The sequence below is a fragment of the Maridesulfovibrio sp. genome, assembly GCF_963677005.1.
Taxonomy (GTDB): Bacteria; Desulfobacterota; Desulfovibrionia; order Desulfovibrionales; family Desulfovibrionaceae; genus Maridesulfovibrio.
The window spans coordinates 2,441,150-2,459,897 of record NZ_OY781616.1 but is presented as its reverse complement, the minus strand read 5'-3'; the positions used below and the strand labels follow the sequence as shown (position 1 = coordinate 2,459,897).

Annotated in this window: 18 protein-coding genes, 2 tRNA genes and 1 CRISPR repeat array (1 of these 21 only partly in view); of the genes, 6 read left to right on the top strand and 14 right to left on the bottom strand. The window is 51.7% G+C overall.

From position 1 onward, the window contains the following. A CRISPR array of direct repeats spans positions 1-1,174; the repeat unit is 29 nt; unit sequence GTGTTCCCCGCACACGCGGGGATGAACCG (it extends 686 nt beyond the left edge of the window). A 586-nt stretch (positions 1,175-1,760) separates the two neighbouring features. The 7 genes from ACKU4E_RS10915 to ACKU4E_RS10885 form a co-directional block, all read right to left on the bottom strand. After that, on the bottom strand, positions 1,761-2,558 hold the full coding sequence (locus ACKU4E_RS10915; protein WP_320171103.1) for a class III extradiol ring-cleavage dioxygenase: 798 nt from the start codon (positions 2,556-2,558) through the stop codon (positions 1,761-1,763). A gap of 238 nt (positions 2,559-2,796) precedes the next feature. Continuing rightward, positions 2,797-3,072, bottom strand: coding sequence for a type II toxin-antitoxin system RelE/ParE family toxin (locus ACKU4E_RS10910; protein WP_320171102.1), 276 nt, complete (start codon positions 3,070-3,072; stop codon positions 2,797-2,799). A gap of 2 nt (positions 3,073-3,074) precedes the next feature. Continuing rightward, complete coding sequence (locus ACKU4E_RS10905; protein WP_320171101.1) at positions 3,075-3,371, bottom strand: type II toxin-antitoxin system RelB/DinJ family antitoxin; 297 nt, start codon at positions 3,369-3,371, stop codon at positions 3,075-3,077. Between the two features lie 130 nt (positions 3,372-3,501). After that, positions 3,502-3,578: transfer RNA gene (locus ACKU4E_RS10900), tRNA-Asp, on the bottom strand. Between the two features lie 41 nt (positions 3,579-3,619). Further along, positions 3,620-3,695, bottom strand: a tRNA-Val gene (locus tag ACKU4E_RS10895). A 149-nt stretch (positions 3,696-3,844) separates the two neighbouring features. Then, positions 3,845-4,612 carry a 2-amino-3,7-dideoxy-D-threo-hept-6-ulosonate synthase gene (locus ACKU4E_RS10890; RefSeq protein ID WP_320171100.1) on the bottom strand — a complete coding sequence of 256 codons (768 nt, stop codon included), beginning with the start codon at positions 4,610-4,612 and terminating at the stop codon, positions 3,845-3,847. A gap of 17 nt (positions 4,613-4,629) precedes the next feature. Further along, positions 4,630-5,886, bottom strand: coding sequence for an RsmB/NOP family class I SAM-dependent RNA methyltransferase (locus ACKU4E_RS10885; protein WP_320171099.1), 1,257 nt, complete (start codon positions 5,884-5,886; stop codon positions 4,630-4,632). A 430-nt stretch (positions 5,887-6,316) separates the two neighbouring features. Between ACKU4E_RS10885 and ACKU4E_RS10880 the strand changes: the two genes are divergently transcribed. From ACKU4E_RS10880 to ACKU4E_RS10860, 5 genes are all read left to right on the top strand, one after another. Further along, positions 6,317-7,936, top strand: coding sequence for a VCBS repeat-containing protein (locus tag ACKU4E_RS10880; RefSeq protein ID WP_320171098.1), 1,620 nt, complete (start codon positions 6,317-6,319; stop codon positions 7,934-7,936). 124 nt (positions 7,937-8,060) lie between these two features. Further along, positions 8,061-9,086 carry a TRAP transporter substrate-binding protein gene (locus ACKU4E_RS10875; RefSeq protein ID WP_320171097.1) on the top strand — a complete coding sequence of 342 codons (1,026 nt, stop codon included), beginning with the start codon at positions 8,061-8,063 and terminating at the stop codon, positions 9,084-9,086. 69 nt (positions 9,087-9,155) lie between these two features. Then, positions 9,156-9,653 (top strand): TRAP transporter small permease, encoded by a 498-nt coding sequence (locus tag ACKU4E_RS10870; protein WP_320171096.1) that lies wholly within the window; start codon positions 9,156-9,158, stop codon positions 9,651-9,653. 13 nt (positions 9,654-9,666) lie between these two features. Further along, on the top strand, positions 9,667-10,968 hold the full coding sequence (locus tag ACKU4E_RS10865; RefSeq protein WP_320171095.1) for a TRAP transporter large permease: 1,302 nt from the start codon (positions 9,667-9,669) through the stop codon (positions 10,966-10,968). Positions 10,969-10,981: 13 nt separating this feature from the next. Further along, positions 10,982-11,851 carry an RluA family pseudouridine synthase gene (locus ACKU4E_RS10860; protein WP_320171094.1) on the top strand — a complete coding sequence of 290 codons (870 nt, stop codon included), beginning with the start codon at positions 10,982-10,984 and terminating at the stop codon, positions 11,849-11,851. A 221-nt stretch (positions 11,852-12,072) separates the two neighbouring features. Here ACKU4E_RS10860 and ACKU4E_RS10855 read toward each other — a convergent pair whose 3' ends face one another. Genes ACKU4E_RS10855 through ACKU4E_RS10830 form a run of 6 tightly spaced genes read right to left on the bottom strand, consistent with a single transcriptional unit; the run spans position 12,073 to position 17,164 of the window. Then, complete coding sequence (locus ACKU4E_RS10855; protein WP_320171093.1) at positions 12,073-12,444, bottom strand: 4Fe-4S dicluster domain-containing protein; 372 nt, start codon at positions 12,442-12,444, stop codon at positions 12,073-12,075. 11 nt (positions 12,445-12,455) lie between these two features. After that, positions 12,456-13,532 carry a nickel-dependent hydrogenase large subunit gene (locus tag ACKU4E_RS10850; protein ID WP_320171092.1) on the bottom strand — a complete coding sequence of 359 codons (1,077 nt, stop codon included), beginning with the start codon at positions 13,530-13,532 and terminating at the stop codon, positions 12,456-12,458. A gap of 48 nt (positions 13,533-13,580) precedes the next feature. Continuing rightward, a complete protein-coding gene (locus tag ACKU4E_RS10845; protein WP_320171091.1) occupies positions 13,581-13,952 on the bottom strand; it encodes an NADH-quinone oxidoreductase subunit C in 372 nt (123 codons plus the stop codon). Positions 13,953-13,972: 20 nt separating this feature from the next. After that, a complete protein-coding gene (locus ACKU4E_RS10840) occupies positions 13,973-14,407 on the bottom strand; it encodes an NADH-quinone oxidoreductase subunit B family protein (protein WP_320171090.1) in 435 nt (144 codons plus the stop codon). Between the two features lie 4 nt (positions 14,408-14,411). Then, a complete protein-coding gene (locus ACKU4E_RS10835) occupies positions 14,412-15,260 on the bottom strand; it encodes a complex I subunit 1 family protein (RefSeq protein ID WP_320171089.1) in 849 nt (282 codons plus the stop codon). Further along, positions 15,260-17,164 (bottom strand): proton-conducting transporter membrane subunit, encoded by a 1,905-nt coding sequence (locus ACKU4E_RS10830; protein WP_320171088.1) that lies wholly within the window; start codon positions 17,162-17,164, stop codon positions 15,260-15,262. Before ACKU4E_RS10830 ends, ACKU4E_RS10835 begins: the two co-directional genes overlap by 1 nt. A gap of 297 nt (positions 17,165-17,461) precedes the next feature. On the opposite strand from ACKU4E_RS10830, the gene ACKU4E_RS10825 reads away from it, so the two are divergent. Next, positions 17,462-17,983, top strand: coding sequence for a C40 family peptidase (locus ACKU4E_RS10825; protein WP_320171087.1), 522 nt, complete (start codon positions 17,462-17,464; stop codon positions 17,981-17,983). A gap of 83 nt (positions 17,984-18,066) precedes the next feature. Here the strand turns inward: ACKU4E_RS10825 and ACKU4E_RS10820 are convergent, their stop codons facing one another. Next, complete coding sequence (locus tag ACKU4E_RS10820) at positions 18,067-18,585, bottom strand: hypothetical protein (protein WP_320171086.1); 519 nt, start codon at positions 18,583-18,585, stop codon at positions 18,067-18,069. Positions 18,586-18,748 lie beyond the last annotated feature (163 nt).

The following is an 18,748-nucleotide window of genomic DNA, read 5'->3' as shown; positions in this document are numbered from 1 at the left end:
GCGGGGATGAACCGTTTTTTCGCGCCCCTTGGATTCATCCGCGAGGGTGTTCCCCGCACACGCGGGGATGAACCGTTCAGCCTTTACTCCTAAAGACCTAAGAGTTGGTGTTCCCCGCACACGGGGGGATGAACCGAGGATTTTTTCGAGAGTCATTTCTCCGAGTATGTGTTCCCCGCACACGCGGGGATGAACCGTACACAACAAACGGAACATCGGTGCTTAATTTGTGTTCCCCGCACACGCGGGGATGAACCGCAGGAAAGCCTCTTGGCGTAATATTTGGATGGGTGTTCCCCGCACACGCGGGGATGAACCGTACACAACAAACGGAACATCGGTGCTTAATTTGTGTTCCCCGCACACGCGGGGATGAACCGTGGATTCCCGAAACCCACCCCCGCGTAATCATGTGTTCCCCGCACACGCGGGGATGAACCGCAATGCGCTTGTAATGCCCGGCTGAAAGAATGGTGTTCCCCGCACACGCGGGGATGAACCGAAATTTCACGTCTATTACTGTCTTTATCTGTGGTGTTCCCCGCACACGCGGGGATGAACCGTTTCTGCCTATGCCCGGCAGGCTTCGTTTCTTGTGTTCCCCGCACACGCGGGGATGAACCGTCAATTCAAGTGACACAGCAGTGGGCATACCAGTGTTCCCCGCACACGCGGGGATGAACCGGTGTAATTCGTTTTGTTCTGGGTGCGCAGGGTGTGTTCCCCGCACACGCGGGGATGAACCGGTCGTGGTGATTTCCACCCATGATGGAGATGCGTGTTCCCCGCACACGCGGGGATGAACCGCGACCTTGAGCTTGCGCAGGGTCTGCATAAAAGTGTTCCCCGCACACGCGGGGATGAACCGAATAGGCAACAGGTGAACCCGGTTGTGGATTCGTGCTCCCCGCACACGCGGGGATGAACCGTCCGTGAGCACGTTAATAGCAACCGTAGGGTAGTGTTCCCCGCACACGCGGGGATGAACCGCTGGCCGCACGGGCGCGGGTGTTCCGGATCTCGTGTTCCCCGCACACGCGGGGATGAACAGTTAACTAATTAAAATTATTGACAGTATTTGAGCGTGTTCCTCGCGCACGCGGGGATGAACCGTGGCCCAGTGGGAAAAATCCCAGCTGGCCAAAGTGTTCCCCGCACACGCGGGGATGAACAGATGTGTTGTGATTTTTTACCGCTAGCCACCTAAAACCGCGCCCAAATCAATAACATTACTAACGGTGCCAGAAACCAGAACCAGAATGAACTCCAGAAACCGGAATTCGCAGGCCGTTCAACTTCGTAGGTGTATCTGTGGCCGCAGTGAGGACATTTTCCCGGCAGATCGGAGATATCCGTGCCGCACTCTATGCAATGAAATCCTTTCATGCTGCGACCTTACCCGTCTCAAGAGTAAAAGCGAGGGGGAAATCAATATTATTCGCCCTGCGCAACCATGGTGATGAACCGCATGTACTGATGAACGCGATCAACAAGGTCTCAACTGCTAACATTGCAGCTGGTTAGACGACTTGCACCAAGTGGTTCCAAATGTCCAAAAAAAGCATCTGCAGAAATTTTTGAATGAGTTTTGCTACAGGTTCAATTGCAGGTTTTGGCCGGAGCAATCCTTTGAGTGCCAGTTCGCGGCCTGTGTAAATGCTCAAACGGTTATTTGCCTTTGCGGCGCTAGGCAATAACCACATCTTTTATGTCGTAAAGTGACAGCAATAGCTTCATGCTCTCTTCTGAAACTGTCTCCGCTACCACCTGAAGGCACTGGCCTGTTTTTGTATAATGTGCATTTCGAACACTTCCGGGCATGCTCGTCCTGTCGCCCCCATGCAGACGTGCAGGGGAATAAGATGTTCTTCTCTGGGATGGCAATATCTGGCATGAGGCGCTGCTTCCCAATTGATCATGCGCCGGATTCTTTCCGACTCATCAATCTCCCGGCTGGAACATGTTTCTCTCAGCCATGCATCAAATTCATTGTTTGCGGCTCTGGTTTCAGCCGTGTCCGGAGCGAAAAAAGCCCGCATGTTGTGGAACGAAAACCCGGACCCGATAATAAGTATATTTTCGTTCGCCAGCCCGGATAAAGCTTTGCCCATGGCAATGTGGGCCGCCGGGTCCAGTCCTTTTATCAGCGACATTTCCACGCAGGGAATATCTGCTTCGGGATACATTAGCATGAGCGGTATGAAGAGCGCATGGTCAAATCCTCTCTCGGAATCCGTGCTGCTCTCTATTCCAGAACCTTTCAGCACTGTTTGCACCTTTTCAACCAGACCGTCGTGCCCCGGAGCGGGGTATTCCAGTTCGTATGACTCCCGGGGGAAACCGTAATAGTCATAGTACAACGGGGGATTTGAACCAGCGGTGAGGGTCGGGTGAGTCTCTTCCCAGTGTGCGCTGACAACAAGAATCGCTGAAGGTTTGGGCATTGTTTCGGCCAGGTGGCGCAGGTTGGATACCATTTCCTTGTGGCCCTCATCTCCAAGCACGGGCAAGGGGCCCCCGCCGTGTGAAATATATAGTACTCTGTTTTGGTTTTCCATGATCCATCCCTTGTTTAGTATAGATATTCCAGTCGATTATTCTTTTAAATGACTTTGCTCTCTAATATAGCCGATTGCCGCAAAGTCCAGCAACATCTGATTGGTATAAATTTTTGCGGGCACCAAAAAAGCAAAAGCCACCAATCTTTCGATTGATGGCTTTTGCTTGAAAAGTGGCGGAGCCAAAGGGACTCGAACCCTCGGCCTCCGGCGTGACAGTTGTGACATTGCCGCCAAGTTACGGGTACATTCTGGAAGAATGCAAGACTCTTAAGATTGTTACCTGCTCTGTGCCTTCAGCGTAAACAACAATATAATTTGAGGACAGGACCATCTCGCGGGTTCCGTTTATTCTTCCATGTTTATATGCTTGTGGAAAGTTCGTAAGTGTTTCTAGTCGTGATTCGAGTTCTTCTTTGAATTTTCTGGCCGCATCAAGATTGTCTTCGGCAATGTATGTAAGTATGGACAAAAGATCGGTTCTTGCGTCTTCCTTCCACATAATATGGGGCATCCTTATTTATCCTTTTCCAAGTTGGAGAGTAGGATGTCAGCATCACCCATGACGTTTTTATGGTCTATTGTTGCTCTGGTATCTTCAAGCGCTGCCTGAACCTTCGCCCTGAACCAGCGGTCATGTTCTTCTTCGGAGCAGGTTAATCCAGCGGGCAGACCTTTTTCTTTGGCGATTCTGGTCAGCAGGATTCTCACTGCATCGGAAAGGCTGAGGCCCATGCCGGTGAGGGCTTCCGTGGCTTCGGCTTTCAGGGCGGGGTCGACCCGTACATGGATCATTGTTGATTTTGACGGCATGATTTTATCCTCCATGTGGAATGTATCTCATTTGAGATACACTGGCAACTTGGGCGGCTCTACCTCAAAGAAAGGGGCACAAAAAAAGAAAAGGATATCAACCCAAACGATTGATATCCTTTCTGAAAAGTGGCGGAGCCGAAGGGACTCGAACCCTCGGCCTCCGGCGTGACAGGCCGGCGTTATAACCAACTTAACTACGGCTCCGCGTATATAATAAGCACTGTAAGTTGTGCTTTTTGACTTAGTGGTAGGCGGAACAGGGCTCGAACCTGTGACCCTCGGCTTGTAAGGCCGATGCTCTCCCAACTGAGCTATCCGCCCACTTGTCATATTACGGCAGTTTTGTTGTAAGCCCCTTGAATGTCTGTCACCATTCGCTGTTGCTCACTGCCACGAGGAGGGATACTGCCGATGAAGATCTGTTTTGTCAAACGATTTTTTCAAAAATTTAATATTTTATTCTATGTTGCTTAAATATCTTGTTTTTCGTGTGCAATTTCTGCAAATCTGGCCATGCTTTCAATCGGATTCTCGGTCTGAAAAATGTTGCGGCCTATGCAGCAGCCCCGGCAGCCGGATTCCAGTCCCATCAACGTGTTGTTCAGCGCGTTCTCCACACTCTGTCCCAGCGGCCCTCCGGTAACCAGTACCGGGACAGGGCTTGCAGCAACGGCTCTGCCGAAGGCGTCTCCGTTATTGGGGTAGGGGACGGCTACGATATCCGGGCCCAGTTCCGCGCCGATGCGGATGCAGTGGGCAACCAGACTTGAATCGTGCTCGTTTACTATCTGGCTTCCGCGGGCAAAGACTGTTGCCAGCACCGGGATGCCGAACTGGTGGGCCTCATCAGTTACTTCGCCGAGGTCAACCAGCATGCGGTCCTCAAGATCGTTTCCTATGTTAACATGCATGGAGACTGCGTCAGCCCCTAGTCTGAGCGCCTCCTGTATTGAGCAGACAATGTTCTTGTTGTAGGTCGGCGAGCCGTGTCTGGTGCCTGCGTTGAGCTGAACAATGAGATTCACGTCTGTAGGAATGAGTGAACTGTAGTGCTTTGCCAGTCCCTTGTTGAGAATTACTCCCTGAACCCCGGAAGCGGGCAGTGCTTCCAGTATGGACGGTATGGCGCCCAGTCCGTCAATCATGCCCTCGTTGGCTCCGTGGTCCAGTGCAAGGATGAGGGCGTTGCCGCTTTCCTTGTCGAAGAGCCGCTTCATGCGGCGGTTGGTTCCGTTCATCAGTTGTTTCCTTGTAACTATTTGTCTGTCCAGAAGTAGCGGCTGCCTTTTTTGCCGATAAAGCCGAGCAGCATCTCTTTGTAATATAATCCGGCCGGTCCTTTGCCTGCGGCCGGGCCGTTTAGGCTTTGCCCTGAAAGAAGGTTGGAAAGCTCTTCCGCTTTTTCGACAACCAGAGCCGTTCCACTTGGCTTGCCGGGGAGCAGGCACCTTGCATAGGGATCGGGGCGGAATCTGTTCTTATTGATTCTGCCGACAGGGAATCCCTGCCAGCGCAGTCCTCCGGGCAGGATTTCAAGTGCTGTCCGGTTCATGAACACCGCTTTGTCTCGGAATTCATATAATTCGCCTTCAGGCAATGAGTCGAGGTCCACGGCTTCGGGAAATTCAATTTTGTTCAGGTCAATTTTGCGTCCCGGAGGATTGCAGTCCCCGGAAATGCTTGTTTCTGCTTTGCCCGGCTTTTTCAGTCCGCAGAGGTAGAACCCCTGACCTCCGCCTGAACCGTCTACTCTGAGCACTCCTTCCATGCCCGGGAGGAGCGGGTCGGCAATGGTGAATCCGGCAGGGCGGGGAAGATCGAAATTTTCATATCCCAGCTCTTCAATTGCAAAACGGGTCTGTTCCTCGTTTTCCTGAACATTTGTAGTGCAGGTTGAGTATACCAGCCTTCCGCCCGGAGCCAGAAGTTCATACGCTTTGGTCAGCAGCTTGCGTTGCAGCGTGACCAGTGGAATGGTTTTTTCGTCCTTCCACAGGTCCATGGCCTTGGGATTCTTGTTCAGGGTACCCCATCCGCTGCACGGTGGGTCGAGTTGAATGATGTTCCAGCTTTCGGGCGAAAGAGGAAGTTTCTGTGATTCGTAATGAGCGGTGGCGGTATTTACGGATTGTGTTTTACGCATGTTCTGGCGCAGCAGGGCCAGCCTGTCTCCTGAAGCCTCGCAGGCCAGCACGAATCCGTTACGCCCGGCAAGTCTGGAGAGCAGGCCTGTTTTGCTTCCCGGTGCGGCGCACATATCCAGAACCGTATCTCCTTCTTCCGGTGCCAGCATAAGCGGCGGCAGCATGGATGAACGGTCCTGTATGTAGATGCGTCCGAATCTTGCAGCAACAGATTCCCCAAGAGGAAACGGCTCTTTTTCAAGGATACGGGCCTGTGAATAAAACTGTTCCGGGCGAAATTCGAATCCCTGTGCCCGTAGAAGTTCTTCTACCACCGGGATGTCCCTGTCGGAGCATACGAGCCTGAACGTGCGTAGATTGTTTTTCATTTTCAGCAGTGGTTACGGTTGAATTTGCAGTGGTCCTGGGAGAGGCATGAAGAGTTGAATTTCCTGTATGAAGGCCGTAACAATCAGATTTTGATAAGAATTCGTATAAAAATGTAAAAAGGTATGCCCCCCTTTCTGCGGGGCAGCCACGAAAACCGTTGAAAACAGAATGATGAGAGATAAATCAGGGGGCGAAGTTTGGCAAGAGGATGGTCGCCCCGAACCCCATGTTGGACTTTACGTCATGTGTGCTAAGCTGATACAAGCGTTTAACCCGTTTTAAGAATCTGTCAGATAAGGTTATCCCCTTTTATCCGGTTTCACATGTTGCCGGAAATAATGCAGCATGAGGATATCTATCCTCTTTTTTAGTGTTTTGTTTATCCGGAGGTTTTTATCTATGTCGAACTGTCGTTTGACAGCAATTTTTATGGTTGTACTGTCGTTTTTTGCCGCAACAGCGTCATTTGCCGCTGAAGCCCGTACCTACGCTGTTTACCCCTTTGAAGTTAACGGGCCGGAACAATACAAATATCTCAGCCGCGGTATCCAGACCATGCTTATATCCAGGCTGAACTGGACAGGACATTTCGAACCTGTTGCCGGTGCCAGGGACCTGAAGGAAAGCGATCGGCCTAAATCCGCAATTGATGAAATCAAGAGTGCTCAGCGTCTGGGCACGGATTATCTTGCGCTCGGATCAATCACCATAATGGGCAAAGATGCTTCCATTGACCTGCGTATGGTGGACAAGGACGGAAAGTCCTGGCCGCAGAGCGCCAAGACGACCATTTCCGAACTTATCCCGGCCTTGGACGATATGGCCAAGGAGATCAAGGGTAAACTTTTTGAGAAACCCGGCAGCAGAAAGCAGACCGAGGAAGAGAAGGCCCGTGAGGATGCCCGCCCGTCAAGCCCGGTCAACCCCGAATTCCTGAGTGCCTCAACCGCTGGGAAGGTGGTCGAAAGCACCATCAACCCGCAGTTCCGCTATCAGGGTGGAACTGATACTCCCGGACGCTGGCGCAGTCAGAGTGTCAAGGTTGTCAACCTTGGCGGATTCGTTGCCGATGTTACCGGAGACGGTAAAAACGATGTGGTTGTCCTTACGGATAAAGACATCAAGGTCTTCCGTATAGACCGGGAGCGCCTTGTGGAACAGATGTCCTACAGCTACCCCAGCCGTTCTTCGGGATTGAGGATTTTTCCCATTGATACGGACAGGGACGGTGTAAAGGAAGTTGTCCTGACTGTAATGATGAAGGGACAGCCCTATTCGTACATCCTGTCATTCAAGGGTGGAACCACGAAAGTTCTTTTGGACAGGGATCGCAACTTCCTTTCCGTGATCAGGATTCCGCCCAACTTTACGGAAACAATTGTTGGTCAGCGGGTTGACTCCAGCAGAACGTTCTACTCCAAGGACCTTGTTGAGTACGCTTTTTCGGACGGAAGGCTTGTGCCCATCAAGAGCCTTACCGTTCCGTCTTTCGCCAACGTATACAACCTTACTTATCTGCCGCAGAAGGGTGACGACTACAAGGTTCTGGTCATCAACAAGTACGGCCGGATAAATATGTATGACAAGAATCTGGAGCCTCTTTACGAGAGCCAGGATTCGTACAACTCCGTTGACGTCAAGGTTGAAGTTCAGGCCAAGATTGCCGGTATGGGCAACGAGAATGCAAGGGAGAAAATGGAGAACTACTATTTTCTGCCCATGCCGGTTACCGTGGCCACTTTGTCCGACCCCACCAAAAAAGAAGTCCTGCTGAACAAGGACCTTTCTGTGGCCGGGCAGGTGTTTTCCAACTACAAGAGTTATGCTCAGGGTGAACTGCAGTCTGAATACTGGGACGGAGTCGGCCTGAGTCTGGCCTGGAAAACCCGCCGCATCAAGGGGAGTATCACCTCCTACGGCATCGCCGACATCGACAACGATGGTGATGATGAGCTTTACTGCATACTGAACACTTATCCCGGTTCGCTTGGAGTAAAGTTCAGGAAGACTCTGGTTATTGCCTACGAACTTAACCTTGGCAGGAAATAGATGAAAAGGGCCTCCCGGACTTGTGCGGGAGGCCTTTCTTAATTTATATGAGCATTTCAGGGCCGGTTCCTGTTCCGGAACCGCTGAATCACATTAAAATCAAGTCCTCACGAGGGAGAGAAACATGATCAGAACCGGAAGACTTACCGGCCTGTTGGCCGTATTTGCAATCTGCGTGTCCGTGCTTTGTTCAACTGCTTCGGCTTCGGCTGCCGAAATCAGCCTCAGCTATGCGAACTTTCCGCCGCCGAAGACCTTCCCGTGCGTCCAGATGGAACGTTGGAAGCAGGAAGTCGAAAAGCGGACCAACGGCAAGGTTCTGGTGCAGACTTATCCCGGTTCGACTCTGCTGGGAGCAAAGAACACCATGCGCGGAGTTATGCAGGGACAGGCCGATATCGGTTGTATCAGTCTGGCCTACCATCCCGGTGTTTTTCCTCTGTGTTCGGTTTTTGAACTTCCCCTCGGTTTTACTTCCTCAACTTCTGCAAGTCTCGCCCTCTGGGATCTGTATGAAAAGTACAAACCTTCTGAATTCAAAAGGTTCAAGGTGCTGACCATGTTCACCTCGGCTCCTTCCAACCTGATGACCAAAGATCCCGTGCGTACTCTTGAAGACCTCAAGGGCTTGGAACTCCGCGCTTCGGGCATTCTTTCCAAGATTCTTGAATCTCTCGGGGCTACTCCTGTTTCCATGCCCATGTCCGCAACTCCCGAAGCTCTGCAGAAAGGTGTGGTCAAGGGATTGTTTTCATCCTTTGATGTACTTAAGGATTTGAATTTCGCGGAAATCTGCCGCTATGAAACCGTAACCAACACGGCGGTATATCCTTTCGCCGTCATCATGAACCTGAACGCATGGAATGCCCTCCCTGATGATGTTAAAAAGGTTTTCAACGACCTCGGCCGTGAACAGGCCGAATGGACCGGAAAGTACATGGATCAGCATGTGAAGGATTCCCTGGATTGGTCCAAAGAAAAATACGGTATAGAGATTATAAGGATGTCCGATGCTGATATGAAGGCGGTAAAGGAAAAAACCCTTCCCCTGATTGAAGATTGGAAGAAAAAGGCTTCTTCCGCAGGCATCAACGGTGCTGCGGTGCTTTCCGACGTTGAGGCTTCCCGTGTGAAGTACGAGGGCAAATAGTCCCTTATCGGCAATTCTGACATAGAATCTCCCCGCGATTAAAACGCGGGGAGATTTTCCATTAAGGCAATGATAGATATTCTGGAAAAGACAGCAGTTTTCATATGCCGGGTCCTTGCAGCCGTGGCCGGTGCCGCACTCACTGTAATGATAGTCCTGGCCTGCGCAAACATGGTTTCAAGGGCGGTTTATATCCCGGTCAAAGGGACTTTTGAATTGATGGGGTTTCTGGGAGCGGTGACAGCCGGGTTCTCGCTGGGATTTTCGCAGCTTACCCGGAGTCATATTGCCGTGGGGTTGCTTTTCAACCGGTTTCCCGAGCCGGTCCGTCGGGTACTGGATGTAGTCTCCGAGGGCGCTTCCTGTGTCTTTTTTATTTTCTGCGCCAACGAAACCGCAAAGTGGGGCATGTTTCTTCTTGATCTCGGAGAACTGTCCGAGACTCTGGGGATTCGGTTCTATCCTTTTGTTTTTGCGGTAGCACTGGGATGTGCGTCCATGGCCTTTGTCCTGATACTGGACATTTTACGAATTCTGCGCGGAAAAGAACCGCTCAAGCCGGCGTGAGGCGAATGATATCATGGAACTGGTCACTATAGGTATAGTCGGTATTGTCGCTCTGCTGGCAGTAATTCTTTTTTTGCGTATTCCTGTGGGGTTCGCCATGGGAATCATCGGTTTTGTCGGGTTCGCCAAGGTTCTCAACCTGAAGGCCGCTTACGGAATGATCGGGACCGAGGTCTGGAACGTATTTTCTTCCTACGGTCTTACAGTAATTCCTCTGTTCATTTTCATGGGACAGATATGTTTCTATTCCGGGGTAAACGAGCGGCTGTACAAATCAGCCTATGCCTGGATGGGGCACATCCGGGGCGGTATAGCCATGGCAACAGTCCTGGCCTGTGCCGGTTTTGCGGCCATATGCGGCTCGAACACGGCAACTGCGGCGACCATGTCCACAGTAGCCCTGCCTGAGATGAAAAAATTTCGCTACAATCCGATCCTGAGCACCGGATCGGTAGCTGCAGGCGCTACGCTGGGGGTCGTAATTCCTCCGAGCGTTGTCCTCATCATCATCGGCCTTCAGACCGGCGAGTCCATCGGTAGACTGTTCATGGGCGGCGTTGTACCGGGAATTCTGCTTTGCTGCCTTTTTCTTCTGACCGTCTCTTTCATGTGCTTCAGGCATCCCGATTGGGGACCTGCCGGACCTGAAGCCACCTTAAGAGAAAAGCTGTCATCCCTGCCCGGCTCCATAGAAATGGTCGTCCTTTTCGTTCTGGTCATGGGGGGGCTGTTTGCAGGCTGGTTTACACCTACGGAAGCCGGCGCAGCCGGTTCCGCCTTTGCTCTGCTCATAAGTCTGGTTTCAGGTAAAATGACTTTCAAAAAGTTTTATGCCGCTGTGGTCGATACTCTCAAAGTGTCGTGCATGATCATGGTGGTCATGCTTGGAGCGGTCATTTTCGGTCGTTTTCTGGCCGTGACCCGCATCCCGTTCGAAGCTGCCGAATTTGTAGCCGGGCTGCCCATCCCGCCTACTGTCATTATAGTGCTGATCTGTTTCATCTACGTTATCGGCGGCATGGTCATGGATGCTCTGGCACTGCTGCTTATCACCATTCCCATTTTCTTTCCCATAGTTTCGGCCATGGGCTATGATCCCGTGTGGTTCGGTGTGCTCATAACCATTGTGACGACAATGGGGGCCATAACTCCTCCGGTAGGTGTGACCACCTTCATAGTAGCTTCAATGGCCGAGGATGTTTCCATTGATCGTGTCTTCATCGGGGTCAGTTATTTCATGCTGGCTTATGTGGCGCTTACAGTTCTCATGCTTCTGTGTCCTGCCACGGTAACATTTCTGCCGTCCCTGTTATGATTCGGAGACGTGTGTGTCAGCCGAATTTGTGACTGTTACGGCCGCGGAATCCGGGCTCAAGCTGGTCCGGTTTCTTGAGCGGCGTGTTGGCGGGCATGTTCCCCGTTCTGCGGTCATGCGCTGGATACGCAAGGGCAACGTGAGGGTGGATAAAGGGCGGTGCAAACCTTTTGACCTCGTTCGCGAGGGGCAGGTTGTCCGCATTCCTCCTTATGAATCGCAGGAAGAGACCTTTTTGAAACTGCCGGCCCTGCCTATCCTGTACGAGGACGATGACTATCTGGCTGTCTGCAAGCCTGCCGGGCTCCCCTCTCAAGGCGGGACCGGGCATACGGACAGTGTGGCCGCAAGGTTGGCATCCATGTTTGCCGATTCCCCATACCGTCCCGCTCCGGCTCACAGGCTGGACCGTGATACATCCGGAGTGCTTCTTGCCGGAAAATCCCATTCCGGGCAGAAGAACCTGTCCGAATTTTTTGCTGACCATGCTGCTGTCGGGAAATACTACCTTGCCAAAGTTAAGGGAAAGTGGCCGCATGAGGAGACTGTTGAACTGGAAGACCTGCTTGAGAAGTCAGGCTCTGACGGTCATGAAAAGATCCATGCCGGGGCCGGTAAGATAGCTCTTTGCTCGGTCTCCCCTGTCAAGGTTGAAGCGGGCACCTCGATTCTTGCTGTAAAGCTCCATACGGGCCGGACGCACCAGATCCGGGTGCAGCTGTCTTCCCGAGGCTTTCCTGTTCTGGGTGACGCCAAGTACGGTGGAGGCAAAGGAGCCATGAAGCTTCATTGCTGCCGCATTGAAACTCCATGGTTTACCGCAGAATGTCTGCCGGAATGGTTTGGTGATGCTTCCTGTCGTATAAATTCTTTTTTGGCATGATTTTAATGTTCGGTCTTGTATAGCCGGTGGGGTGATTCAACTGTACTTGTGCAAATATGGGATAATGTCTCAGACGGCTGCCGGAAGTTTGCAACTAGATATTTTTCTGTCATATAGCACTCAAAGCAAGCCTCTTTAGCCCGGCTCCTCTAGAAGTAAGACAAAAGCCCCGCAGCCATCGGCTGCGGGGCTTTTCAGTACAAGACAAATTCCGGAAACGTTTATTTGGCGTTCTTTTTGGGAGCCTTAACTTTTCCTTCCTGCTCAATCATTTCTCTCGTTGCGGAGGGAGCGCGGTGTATCGGCTTCATGTACAGGCTGCCGGTGGGGCAGTGATCCACGCAGATTGAGCAATAGACGCAGGCAAACGGGTCACATACCCAGGTGCCTGTTCCGGTGTTTTTATCCTTGGTGACGGTGATGCACTGTGAAGGGCATTTCATCTCGCATTTTTTGCAGAAGATGCACTCGTCAATATTGTTGAACAGTTCTCCTCTGTAGCGTTCAAAGGGTTCACGCTTTTCCACGGGGTACATGCGTGTGGAACTCTTTGACAGGAGGTTTTTAAGCACTGTGGGAGTCATGTTAAGCATGTCTCGGCCTCCTAGCGTTCCGTGCAACTGATGCACGGGTCGATTGACAGAATAATAACCGGAACATCTGCAAGTTCGCATTTGGGAAGCATTGCCAGCAGCGGCGGAATGTTCGCGAACGTGGGAGTTCTGATGCGGACCCTGTCGAGGAATTTCTTGCCGCTACCCTTGATGTAGTAGAGGCATTCACCGCGGGGCTGTTCCACACGGGTTATGATCTCACCTTCGGGGTTGCCTTTGACTTTTGCTGCAATATCGCCCTGGGGCAGTCCTGCGATAGCCTGTCTTACCAGGTCTACTGACTGCAGGGTTTCGCGGAAGCGGACTGTGGAGCGGGACCAGCAGTCGCCGTCGTTTTCGACAACCGGTTCGAAGTCTATTTTATCAAACGCTGCGTATTTGAGCAGGCGCATATCGGAAGCGACACCGCTGCCGCGCAGGGTGGGACCTGCTGCACCGAGGTCATAGGCCTGTTCCGTAGTCAGAACGCCGATTCCCTTGGTCCTTTTGCAGACAGTGTAGTCATTCAGAATGGTGTTCTGAATTTCCTTGATCTCTTTTTCAGCCGTAGCGACTTCGGAGAGAATCCAGGAACACATTTCGGGAGTCAGATCCTGGCGGACACCGCCGACAACGTTGACCGAGGTGATGACGCGGCTTCCAGTTGTTGCTTCGTTGATATCCATGATGCGCTCACGGATACGCCAGAACTGCATGAACAGGGCTTCAAAGCCGAATGCATCGGCAAAAAGGCCCAGCCAGAGCAGGTGGCTGTGCATGCGGTGCAGTTCGGACCAGATGGTGCGCAGGTAGAGTGCCCTTTCGGGAACTTCCACGCCCATTATTTCCTCGATGCCCTGGCAATAGCACATTGAGTGGATATTCGAGCAGATGCCGCAGACCCTTTCCACGATCTGGATCATCTGGTGATAATCGCGGATTTCAGCGAGTTTTTCCAGCCCCCTGTGAACGTATCCGAGAGCTGGAATGGCTTCCTGTACGATCTCGTCTTCCACGACAAGCTTAACATGCAGCGGCTCCGGAAGAACCGGATGCTGCGGACCGAAAGGTATGATGGTACGTGCCATAATTTACCCTATAGATGTTATCGTCTTGGTTTCATCCGGGAAGACGAGTTATTTTTTTACGGTCATCGCCTTTGTGTTGTTGCACATGGGGATGATGGTTATTTCATCGTCAAGGTACAGCTTGCGGCCGAAATCGAGTACCAGCCCATCGAATTTGATGTCGAACTGGTCCTGGATTTCGTTTTCGATGAGCAGGGCCGCAAAGTATACGCCGCTGACGGAAGGCACAGGTTTATCCATGTCCACGGTCAGGCGCAGGTTGGTGAGAACTTCGTCCTTGTCGAAGTGATAGATGATGTCGGCTGTTCCGTCACCGAGATTGGTGCAGGAAAAGGTAACCAGGCGCTGCCCGTCACTCTTCATTTTGGACACCGCGCCGACAAGTCCTTCCAGAGTTACTTCTATCTGATTTTCAATCACGTTTTTATCCCTCGTAATGCTTAGCCTTTAAGGCTTTCGAACTTGGCAAGGGCAGTGACCACGCCGTCGATGATAGCTTCGGGTTTGGCCGGGCAGCCGGGAACATAGACATCAACGGGGATGATCTTGTCCACGCCGCCGAGTACGTTGTAGCACTCACGGAAAATGCCGCCGGAAAGCCCGCATGCGCCGATGGCGATAACGCCTTTGGGGTCTGGCATCTGGTCATAGATATTGCGCAGTACCTTTGCGTTGCGGGGGTTGACTGTTCCGGTTACCAGCAATACGTCCGCGTGTTTGGGGTTGCCCACGTTGACAATGCCGAAACGTTCGACGTCGTACAGCGGTGTCAGGCATGCCAGAACTTCGATATCGCAGCCGTTGCAGCTCCCGCAGTCAAAGTGCATGATCCACGGGGATTTGGCGCGTGAATTTTCAATGAATTTCTTGAACATAAGCTTAACCTGCGTACAGCCAGATGAGGTTGACGAAAGACATGGCCAGACCGATGCTCCATACGTATTTCAGCATCCAGCGCCAGGTCATGCGCGCCATAGTGTTGTCGATGATCAGCTCTGCGAAGTAGGTGGAAGCGAGCAGGAGTACGCAACCTACCAGGCTGGTGTGCCAGAACAGGGCACAGATGCCGAGAATGAATATGGTTTCATACCAGTGGCCGAGTTCGACAAGGCCGAGGTAAGGACCGGAGAATTCGGTCAGCAGACCTTTGACCAGTTCCTGATGCCCGTGGTGGGAAGTGGAGAAGTCAAAGGGGGATTTTCTCAGCTTGATGGTCAGGGCGTAACCGATGACAACGAACATGAGCGGCAACTGGACCAGCAGGGGCTGCTTGTAGGCCAGTATCGCATCAATTCTGAAGCTTCCGGTAACCATGAAAATGGAGGCGAAGACCAGAATGATGAGCGGTTCGTAGGTCAGGACCTGAATCAGCTCACGCTGTGCGCCGACCTGGCTGTAGGGCGAAGGAGTCGAAAGACCGCCCATGACCAGGAATACCGCGCCGATTGCCTGGACAAAGAAGACCAGGAGCAGGTCGCTCTGAGCGAAGAGCAGGCCCACGGACAGGGCGGCGGCGATAAGATAAATCCAGGCACAGAAAACCTGCCAGAAGTTGTTGATGACCTTATCTTTGCCGAACAGTTTGGCTACATCGTAGAAAGGCTGCAGTATCGGGGGGCCAAAACGGGATTGCAGCCGCGCGGTTACCCGACGGTCAATACCGGAGATGAGGCCGCCCAGAATGGGAGCTATAACGATGCCGATAATCATGAGAATCAAAGTTTTCATTACAGAGCCCCTCCCATCATGAGTACGATGAGTGCCAGAGCGGTAAAGTTGACCCACAGGGTGAGTTTTTCTTCTCCGAAGAACTCTTTCATGTAGTAGTTTCCAGCCTTGATGGTTACGGGTCCGTTCATGGGACCGATAAATGCCTGTTCCTTGGGATCGGAAACGTTGGCGCCGCACATGTAAGTCTGGGAAGACTTGGCATTGGCTGCCTTCTTTGTTTCAATCCAGGAATAGATAAAGGCCGCAGCGAGAATCACGAAGATCGGATAGACCGCGAAAACTCCCATGGGCGAAGCGAATACGCCGATAGTGATATCGAAGGTTTTGCCGATCATCGGTTCAATGAGGCTGGTGTAGATGACAGGAGAGAACAGCGACAGGACAACAGCAATACCGGCAAGTGCGGTAAGGGTGACCTTGGTCAGTATATTCTGGTTTTCTGCGGGAACCTTGTCGCGCAGGGGGGCGGTCAGCAGGATTCCGGCCCAGCGAGCCCAGAATACCAGCGAAACGGCGCTGCCGAGTGCGAGCATGGTGATGACGAACATATCGCCGGAGGCCGATTCTATGGCCATCCATTTTCCGAGCAGAACACCGAATGGGGGCAGCAGCATTGTCAGAACACCGATGATGGTGATGACAGCGGTACGGGGCATCTTGAGATAAAGCCCGTGCATGTCTTCAACATCGCGGCTGCCGATGCCGTGTTCGATTGTGCCTACACACAGGAAGAGCAGAGCCTTGGAGGCTGCGTGGAAGATAATCAGGATGATTGCCGCAGTCAGAGCCCAGGGAGAGTTGAGTCCTGCACAGCAGATTATCAGACCGAGGTTACTGATAGTCGAGTAGGCAAGGATTTTTTTACCGTTGCTCTGGCTGATGGCGATAGCAGCACATGCCAGGAAGGTGAAGGCTCCGCACAGGGCTACTCCCTGGCTGAGGAATGTTCCGGCATAGGCAGGGGCAAGACGCAGGACGATATATACGCCGGCCTTGACCATTGTTGATGAGTGCAGCAGTGCCGAAACCGGAGTCGGGGCGACCATGGCGCCGAGCAGCCAGCTCTGGAACGGTGCCTGGGCGGCTTTCGTGAACCCGGCGAGACAGAGCAGGGAAAGAGCGCCGATCATTGCGCCGCCCATGGGTCCGGAATGGATGATAACCTGCAGGTCGAGAGAACCTGTTACCGAATAGGCCCAGATCATTCCGAAGACAAAAGCCACGCCGCCGAGAGCGTTCATCCACAGAGCGCGGGTGGCGTTTTTGACTGCGATTGCGGTCTGGTCATGCCCGATGAGCATGAAGGAGCAGAAAGTGGTTACTTCAAAGAAGAAGTAGAGCCAGAGAATGTTGTTGGAAAGAACCAGTCCGTTCATTGCTCCGAGGAACAGGACGAGGTAGAAGAAGAATTGCGGCTGGCGTGATTTGACCAGGTGCAGGTGTTCTTCATGTTCTTTCATGTAGGGGATTGCGAAAATGCAGATCAAAGACCCGATTACGGAGATCACCGCTACCATGATCAGGGAAAGACTGTCCGCAAAAATTGCGGGGGTCTCTACTGCATGGTCTACGATGAAGAGTTCAAACGCTGCCAGCGGAATGATCTGGAGTATGACGAATACCTTGATCAACTGGTTTTTGAGTTTGAATGCGTAATAGAGCATTACGAAAAGCAGGGCAAAATCCGCCAGGGTGACGAGGGAATCCCAGCTGATTCCAACTATGGTACCTGGAGAATAGGTAAACGATCCCTGTCCCAGCAGGGCGAGGGATACAACGGCAAGACATACTCCTGTTGCAAGGACGATCAGACTTCTGATCGCACTTACACGCAGAAAGTAGCAACCGATGGCGGCCACCAAGGGCAACAAGATGGCCAGAACTAGCATCATGGGCAACATACGGACCTCACTGTAACGCGATGTTGTGCCAGATTTAGAAAATCATACCTCAGCCGTGTTAACTTTTTTGAAATCGTGCAACGCATCAAAATGTTTCACTAATTTCAACGTAAGCGTATGAATTTGTCTTCAAATTTCAAGGAAAAGTCAATAGCTATTTGAGATTCGGTGGGTTCATAAACCTATAGAAAATTTTAATATGACCATGTTGTTTTGTGAAAAATGTAACTCTCTTGCATGTTGTTAAAGGTTTGGGCTATTGTTATTAGTTGTTTTTAGAGATAAAAAGCTATTTCTATGAGTTATATGACTTACAAGCCGGTCGGTTTTATACTTGTTTTGAATCTGCTTGTTCTGCTGCCGCTTTTGGGCGGATGCGCAAAGCCTTCAGTCAGTATAAACCGAATCGAATACAAAACAGCCGGGTATGGATCAGCTTCAAAGCTGGGGACGGCCGTGGTCAGGAGCGCCAGATCGCAGATCGGCAAGCCATACAAATGGGGAGGGTCATCGCCGGAGGAGGGTTTTGACTGTTCCGGGCTGGTCTGGTGGGCCTACCGCGTTCACGGTGTGAAGCTGCCGCGTGTTTCCTGGCAGCAGGTGAAATCCGGCAGGCCGGTGCGTAAAGAGGACTGCAAGGCCGGAGATGTGGTGTTTTTCCGGATACCGGGGCAGGCAAAAAGTCTGCATGCCGGTATTTATACCGGCGCTGGAAGACGGTTCATTCACAGTCCCAAAAGCGGGCACTCAGTGCGTGAAGAATCCATGGATAAGTCTTACTGGCAAAAATATTTCATTGGCGCACGTAGATTTTTTTGATCGTTAACCATCCGATGCACAAATAAAAAAAGGGAAAACGCATTGCGCGCTTTCCCTTTGGTCTTTGTTTATGTTCAGCCTGATTATTGGACTGTGTTGCAGGTGGGGGGCTGAATGTGTGCACCGCCCTGGGCATTGTTCAGCCTGGTGATGTAGTTCTTCACTTCATCCTGATCACGCCATCCGGAATAAAGAGATTTCCAGTCATTGAAGCTCATCACCTCGGATTCAAGATAGGATTCGTGGCCTTTAATCCAGAGGTTGAAAATGTACATTTCCAGCTTGAAATCCTTGGAGTCGAATACCATGGGGACAATTCTGCTGCTGTATTTGGTGCCGTCAAAGCGCGATCCGATGTAGGAGCAGACCGTGGCTGTCGATTTCTGCTGATCGATTTCTTCATTGTTCAGCAGGTCCACCAGGCCCTTGAGAGCCGGATAATCTTTCTCAATCTGGCTGCAGATTTCATCGGGAACTTTGACTGTGAGTTTTTTGTCCTCTTCAAATATGTAGTAGAATCTCATCCACTGGTCGAACATGAAAACTTCGGATATATCTTCGACTGCTCGTGTGAACGCTTTGTTGGGATTGTTTTTTTTCATGATTTCTCCTCAAGGCTTTTTGCCGGTTGCAGGTACGGCTGCCGTGCGGCAGAGAGTCCTTATATGTTCACGATACGGTGTGCAGTCAAGGGTAAAATTGCGTCCCTGTCAGTAATGTCCCGGAATTCAGGCATGTTGTCTTGTGAAAAAAATATTTATCTGT

What these genes read in the sequence shown, in the direction of transcription:
- ACKU4E_RS10915 (WP_320171103.1), bottom strand. Translation starts at nt 2,558, where the DNA reads ATGGAAAACCAAAACAGAGTACTATATATTTCACACGGCGGGGGCCCC.
- ACKU4E_RS10910 (WP_320171102.1), bottom strand. Translation starts at nt 3,072, where the DNA reads ATGCCCCATATTATGTGGAAGGAAGACGCAAGAACCGATCTTTTGTCC.
- ACKU4E_RS10905 (WP_320171101.1), bottom strand. Translation starts at nt 3,371, where the DNA reads ATGCCGTCAAAATCAACAATGATCCATGTACGGGTCGACCCCGCCCTG.
- ACKU4E_RS10890 (WP_320171100.1), bottom strand. Translation starts at nt 4,612, where the DNA reads ATGAACGGAACCAACCGCCGCATGAAGCGGCTCTTCGACAAGGAAAGC.
- ACKU4E_RS10885 (WP_320171099.1), bottom strand. Translation starts at nt 5,886, where the DNA reads ATGAAAAACAATCTACGCACGTTCAGGCTCGTATGCTCCGACAGGGAC.
- ACKU4E_RS10880 (WP_320171098.1), top strand. Translation starts at nt 6,317, where the DNA reads ATGGTTGTACTGTCGTTTTTTGCCGCAACAGCGTCATTTGCCGCTGAA.
- ACKU4E_RS10875 (WP_320171097.1), top strand. Translation starts at nt 8,061, where the DNA reads ATGATCAGAACCGGAAGACTTACCGGCCTGTTGGCCGTATTTGCAATC.
- ACKU4E_RS10870 (WP_320171096.1), top strand. Translation starts at nt 9,156, where the DNA reads ATGATAGATATTCTGGAAAAGACAGCAGTTTTCATATGCCGGGTCCTT.
- ACKU4E_RS10865 (WP_320171095.1), top strand. Translation starts at nt 9,667, where the DNA reads ATGGAACTGGTCACTATAGGTATAGTCGGTATTGTCGCTCTGCTGGCA.
- ACKU4E_RS10855 (WP_320171093.1), bottom strand. Translation starts at nt 12,444, where the DNA reads ATGCTTAACATGACTCCCACAGTGCTTAAAAACCTCCTGTCAAAGAGT.
- ACKU4E_RS10850 (WP_320171092.1), bottom strand. Translation starts at nt 13,532, where the DNA reads ATGGCACGTACCATCATACCTTTCGGTCCGCAGCATCCGGTTCTTCCG.
- ACKU4E_RS10840 (WP_320171090.1), bottom strand. Translation starts at nt 14,407, where the DNA reads ATGTTCAAGAAATTCATTGAAAATTCACGCGCCAAATCCCCGTGGATC.
- ACKU4E_RS10835 (WP_320171089.1), bottom strand. Translation starts at nt 15,260, where the DNA reads ATGAAAACTTTGATTCTCATGATTATCGGCATCGTTATAGCTCCCATT.
- ACKU4E_RS10830 (WP_320171088.1), bottom strand. Translation starts at nt 17,164, where the DNA reads ATGTTGCCCATGATGCTAGTTCTGGCCATCTTGTTGCCCTTGGTGGCC.
- ACKU4E_RS10825 (WP_320171087.1), top strand. Translation starts at nt 17,462, where the DNA reads ATGAGTTATATGACTTACAAGCCGGTCGGTTTTATACTTGTTTTGAAT.
- ACKU4E_RS10820 (WP_320171086.1), bottom strand. Translation starts at nt 18,585, where the DNA reads ATGAAAAAAAACAATCCCAACAAAGCGTTCACACGAGCAGTCGAAGAT.